The sequence below is a fragment of the Rhodococcus sp. EPR-157 genome, assembly GCF_001647195.1.
GTDB lineage: Bacteria > Actinomycetota > Actinomycetes > Mycobacteriales > Mycobacteriaceae > Rhodococcoides.
In genome coordinates, this window is record NZ_LVCV01000121.1 from 1 (window position 1) to 4,957 (window position 4,957).

At 63.4% G+C, this 4,957-nt stretch carries 3 protein-coding genes; all 3 read right to left on the reverse strand.

The window, feature by feature from the left end:
- Positions 1 to 532: 532 nt before the first annotated feature.
- Positions 533 to 1,423 carry a hypothetical protein gene (locus A2J03_RS04855; protein WP_231912368.1) on the reverse strand — a complete coding sequence of 297 codons (891 nt, stop codon included), beginning with the start codon at positions 1,421 to 1,423 and terminating at the stop codon, positions 533 to 535.
- 185 nt (positions 1,424 to 1,608) lie between these two features.
- A complete protein-coding gene (locus A2J03_RS04860; protein WP_197480621.1) occupies positions 1,609 to 3,954 on the reverse strand; it encodes a transglycosylase domain-containing protein in 2,346 nt (781 codons plus the stop codon).
- Positions 3,951 to 4,715, reverse strand: coding sequence for a GNAT family N-acetyltransferase (locus A2J03_RS04865; protein ID WP_068370346.1), 765 nt, complete (start codon positions 4,713 to 4,715; stop codon positions 3,951 to 3,953). The genes A2J03_RS04860 and A2J03_RS04865 overlap by 4 nt, the downstream gene beginning before the upstream one ends.
- Positions 4,716 to 4,957 lie beyond the last annotated feature (242 nt).

Consider the following 4,957-nt stretch of genomic DNA (forward strand, 5'->3'; position numbering starts at 1 on the left):
GCAATCCGTGCACATGAGCCAGTGAGGAGGTGAAGTCGACCACTGCCGGATCAGCCGCGTCGTCAGTGGCTGCCGGAGCGGAACATCCAACGAGGGACAGAGCTGCGATCAGAGATGGCAGCAGGATGCGGGAAAGCGAGGTGGACATAAAGTGCGGTTCTCGTTCTGTCGATGAGGGTTCGGTGATGTAATCGCTTGAGCGTCAACGCCAAGCGATCTCCCGGTCAGGCGCGGTGGACACGACCGGATACGGGAGCTGAGGTGGACATGACTGCTCGGGCGGTATGTGCGGGACGAGGTAGACGCATCGACCTTCATCTCCATTCACTTCATCTCCAAATCACTGAGGCGATGTACGAACGCGGATCGTTCGGCGGCGAACAGCCGTGGCAGCGAATCGCACCGACGATCGGTACAGGCTGAATGCGAACAACTCCGACACCTTCGCCCGCCTCGCCGTGGCGAGCACTCAACTACTAGCCAGCATAGTATCTCGAGCAGGTCAGGCCGAAGTGCCCATCCGGTTCGGTGGTCATCGCAGATGCGCCGGTGCGTTCCCCGGGGTGATGCCGATGTGGATGTGGTCGCTGTGCACGTCGTCGGTGAAGAATCCTGGACGGTCACCGTTGAGGTCGGTCGGACCTCCGACCTCGGTTGCGCCCAGTAGGGCCGCCTCAGTGACGAATTCGAAGATCGTTGGGTTGTTGTCGGGATCGTCGACAACGCGCCGACCGTTGATTTCTCGGATGTCCACCGCTCGTCCCACTGCGTGGTTGGACAAGCGCGGGTGCGGGAAGACGGTCTGGATGTGACCGGTGTGCATCACCTGCACTGCGTAGGTGAATCGGTCGGCAAGTCTGAGCATTATCTGGAGCACATTGTTGTTGATGCGTCCGGTTCCGATGTCGAGTCGTGCAGGCTCGGAGAGCGTGATGCGAGGGTTGCTCAGCACCGACGACGCCGCGGCGGTCAGTGGTACGGGGGATCCAAGAGAGGTCAAAGGGTTGATCTTCTCCACGGTCCAGGCCGTGCCAGCGGCGATGTCGCGCTTGAGCCGGATGTCGAGTGCCATCTGCCGGGTCGTCTCGGCTGGCTGCGCGAGCGTGGGGCGTTGTAGGAGTTGGTCGAACAGCACGATCACTGCGGCACTCTCTGGACCGATTCCGGCGTACTGCGGATACACCACCCGTAGGGTGCTGGCAAGGACATCGCCGGGCTGAAGCAGTGCTGCCGTCGCCGCGACTTCGAGCGATACCCCTGCGGTGCGCAAGCTGTCGAGTACTCCTCCTCCCTCGCTCCAGCTGCCACCGGCTTCGAGGAAGCTCGTCGCTGCGCGTTTGATCTCGGGCATCACTTCGCCGGCTGTCGGCATCCACCGCCCCGGATTCGCCGGGGCCGATGATCGACTGCTAGGTGCGCTCACGGCCGGGGACCGTGCGGGAGATGCGGTACTGCTCGGTGCGAGGCTGGGGGATTGTCTGTCGGCGGTGTTGATGGTGCAGCCGGCTGTGAGCGGCAAAACCGCTGCGGCTGTGAGCAGTTGTCGACGGCTGACTGTGATGGCGTGTCCTTTCGTGCGCGGGGTCTCAAAGGTGAGTGCCGCGGTGATCACCGCGGCGGCGATAGCGGCGGGCCGGGGATGTCGATACTGGGCGGAGCTGGTGTGGGTGTGCGGCCGGGGGCGGCGGAGCCGTCACTGATGTACAGCGTGATCAGCGATCCCGGGATCGCAGCCCCTGATGGGGATGTGCCGGTAGCGGTACCGCGGGCGCCCTGACTGGTGGTGGTGGCGACGTTCACCTCGAATCCTGCTGCTTCCAATCTCGATGTGGCCGAGGATTGGCTCATGCCGCTGACCTGGGGTACTTGTCCGTTGGCGGAGCCGCGGACGTATTTGTCGTCGACCGGTGGCAGTTCGATGGGGCCGAAGTTCGTGGCGATTGGGTCCATCGCGTCGTACCAGGTCCGTGCGGGTTCGTTGCCGCCGTAGAGGTTCCCGGAGCTGCAGGGGCGCAGTGGGAAGGAGCAGATCTGGCCGGGTGTCGGTGAGTCGCCGTAGGTGTAGACGGCGGCGGCGTAGCGGTTGGTGAAGCCGAGGAAGCCAGAGGATCGGTTGGATTCGGTGGTGCCGGTTTTCCCGGACATCGGCAGCGTCCAGCCCACAGACCGGGCCGCAGATGCCGAGGTTCCTCCGGGTTGATCGTCCTTGCTCATCGCGTTGGCGAGTGTGGTGGCCAGACCGGGTTCGACGACCTGCTCGCACGCTTGTTGTGTGACCGGTACAGGTACACCCTCGCGGTCGTAGACGGAGTCGATCGGGTTCGGTGGGCACCATGTCCCTCCCGAGGCGAGGGTAGCTGCGACGTTGGACAGCTCGAGCGGGTTGACCCAGGTAGGTCCGAGCGTGAACGAGCCGAGACTTTGTTTCTTTTGAAGGTCCGCCATACTCTGCTCGCCGAAGCCGGACGAGCCGGGAAGGGTGTAGGAGCGAAGCCCTAGCCGTACAGCCATGTCGACTGTCGGTGTGACACCGACGGACTCGAGCAACTTCACGAACGCCGTGTTCGGTGACTGCGCCAATGCATCGGTGACCGTCAGCGACGGTGGATAGTTTCCGACATTCTCCACGCAGTAAGCACCCGCCGGGCAGTTACGCGCGCCGCCGTCGCCCAACCCCCTGACCTCCACGCGCCGGGGAACCTGCAGTGTGGCGTTGGTGCCGAGTCCGCGTTCCATCGCGGCGGCAGTGGTGAATATCTTGAAAATCGACCCGGCGCCATTGCCGACAAGTGAATACGGTTGCGGCTGAACCGTTTCGTCGGCATCGGCATCGAGTCCGTAGGTGCGACTACTGCCCATGGCGAGAATGCGGTGTTCGTCCTGCCCGGGTGCGACGACATTCATCACGGTGGCGACACCGTCGAGGTCGGGATCAGTGTTCGCGGTCAGTGCGGCCTGGGTCGAGTTCTGCACCGCCGGGTCCAGGGTCGTTCTGATCAGATAGCCGCCCTCGTCGATTTGATCGCGGCTGATACCGGCGTTCTCAAGATATTGGAGTGCGTAGTCGCAGAAAAACCCTCGATCACCGGCGGCGATGCATCCACGTGGGAGGGTGTTGGGCGCGGCTAGCACTCCCAATGGCTCGGCTTTGGCGGCCTCGAATTCTGCGGCTCGGTTCGGGATGGTTTCGATCATGGTGTTCAGGACGAGGTTTCGGCGTGCGGTCACACCGTCGGGGTTGGTGTACGGGTTCAGTGCCGAACTGGACTGGACCATCCCCGCCAGCATCGCTGATTGCGTCGCCGTCAACTCGCTGGCATCGACACCGAAGTAGGTTTGCGCGGCGTCTTGGATGCCGAACGAGGCATTGCCGAACGGAACCAGGTTCAGATAGCGGGTCAATATCTCGTCTTTGGTCAATTCTCTGTCCAAGGACAACGCCATACGGATCTCGCGGATCTTGCGAGCTGGCGTCGTCTCGATCGCGGCACGCCGTTCGGCGTCGGTGTCGGCGACGACCAGCAATTGATAGTTCTTCACGTACTGCTGATCGAGTGTCGATGCGCCCTGCTCGACCTGGCCGCTGGTGGTGTTGGTCAAGAACGCTCGCAACGTTCCCTGCCAGTCCACGCCCTGGTGTTCTGCGAAGCGCCGGTCTTCGACGGAGACGATCGCAAGCTTCATCTCGTTGGAGATCTTCGCGCTCGGCACTTCGGAACGACGTTGCTCGTACAGCCACGCGATCGGATTGCCTGCCACGTCCGTCATCGTCGAGATGGCAGGAACGACGCCCTCGGCGAGTTCGCCGGAAACGTTCTCGACGGTGTCAGCGGCGCGGTTCGAGACGTATCCCAGGCCACCGACGATGGGGAACAACACTCCTGCAAGCAGCACGCCTGCGAGCGCAGTGCATCCCACGAGTTCGAACACCGTTCGTCGGGTGCTTGACATCATCGTCTCGTTTCTGTTGACGGGGCAGTGCTCGCGGTCGTCCTGGTTGGTGAGACCGACAAGGGGAGCGGAGCACGGCCGCAGCGGCCGTCTAGATCTCGCCGGTAGGTCTGCATGGTTCGGCCGTCTCGATCGAGACGGTTTCCGCTTTTTTGCCATCCGAGGCGCTCGTAGAAGCCGCCTGCATTGTCGGCCACCCCGAGGTCGGTGGACAGCTCGGCGCAGCGTGCACCTGCCCGCGCAGAGTCGGATTCGAACCAGTCGAGCAACTGTGCACCCACTCCGATCCCTCGCACCCGTGGGCTCACCGCTATCGCAACGACGACGGCGACACTGTCGGCCGGGGGAGTCTCGGGTTCGCCGTTCGACAGCGGGATGGGCCAAGAACGCATCACCGCTCTGCACCAGGGGCGAAGACGGGTACGAACGAACCGCACCGCGGTGCGCGGGCGGACTGCCATCGCCGCACCGGCGTGTGCAGCGAACGACAGCACGGTCATCCTCTCGCGCAGTAGATTACCGATATGGGCATGGTGATCGAGGGTGCCGAGGAGGAACCCGACGACGGCGCCCTCGCTGTCGGTCGCGACAAGAGCGATCGCGTGTGGTCGGTTGACGAAGCTGCGGTGCCACCGGCGCAGGAACCGTGCTCCCAGCTCGGGGAAGAGGCCAATCGGTAGCTCGTCGAGGTGCAACTGCGCGCTCTGCGGTAGATCGTGCGGCCCGGCCTCGCGAAGGACGATCGGGACTCCGGGAGGAGGCACGGCGGGCCTGGGATGAGGGAAACAAAGGTGCGGTGTAGACGATGAAACGTTGAAGAAGATATGCATGGCGTTGTCCTCGACGAGGCAGGCTCGCGCACTCACCGTGGAAGTGGCGCGCGAGAAGAAAGGTGGACCGATCTGCGCAAACGCAGACCTCTCACACCCTCAGAAGGCATCCTGCATCGAGCACGGACACCGGAGCAGGGGGAGGGACCGACCTCTCAGTTGGCGACGATCTCGGT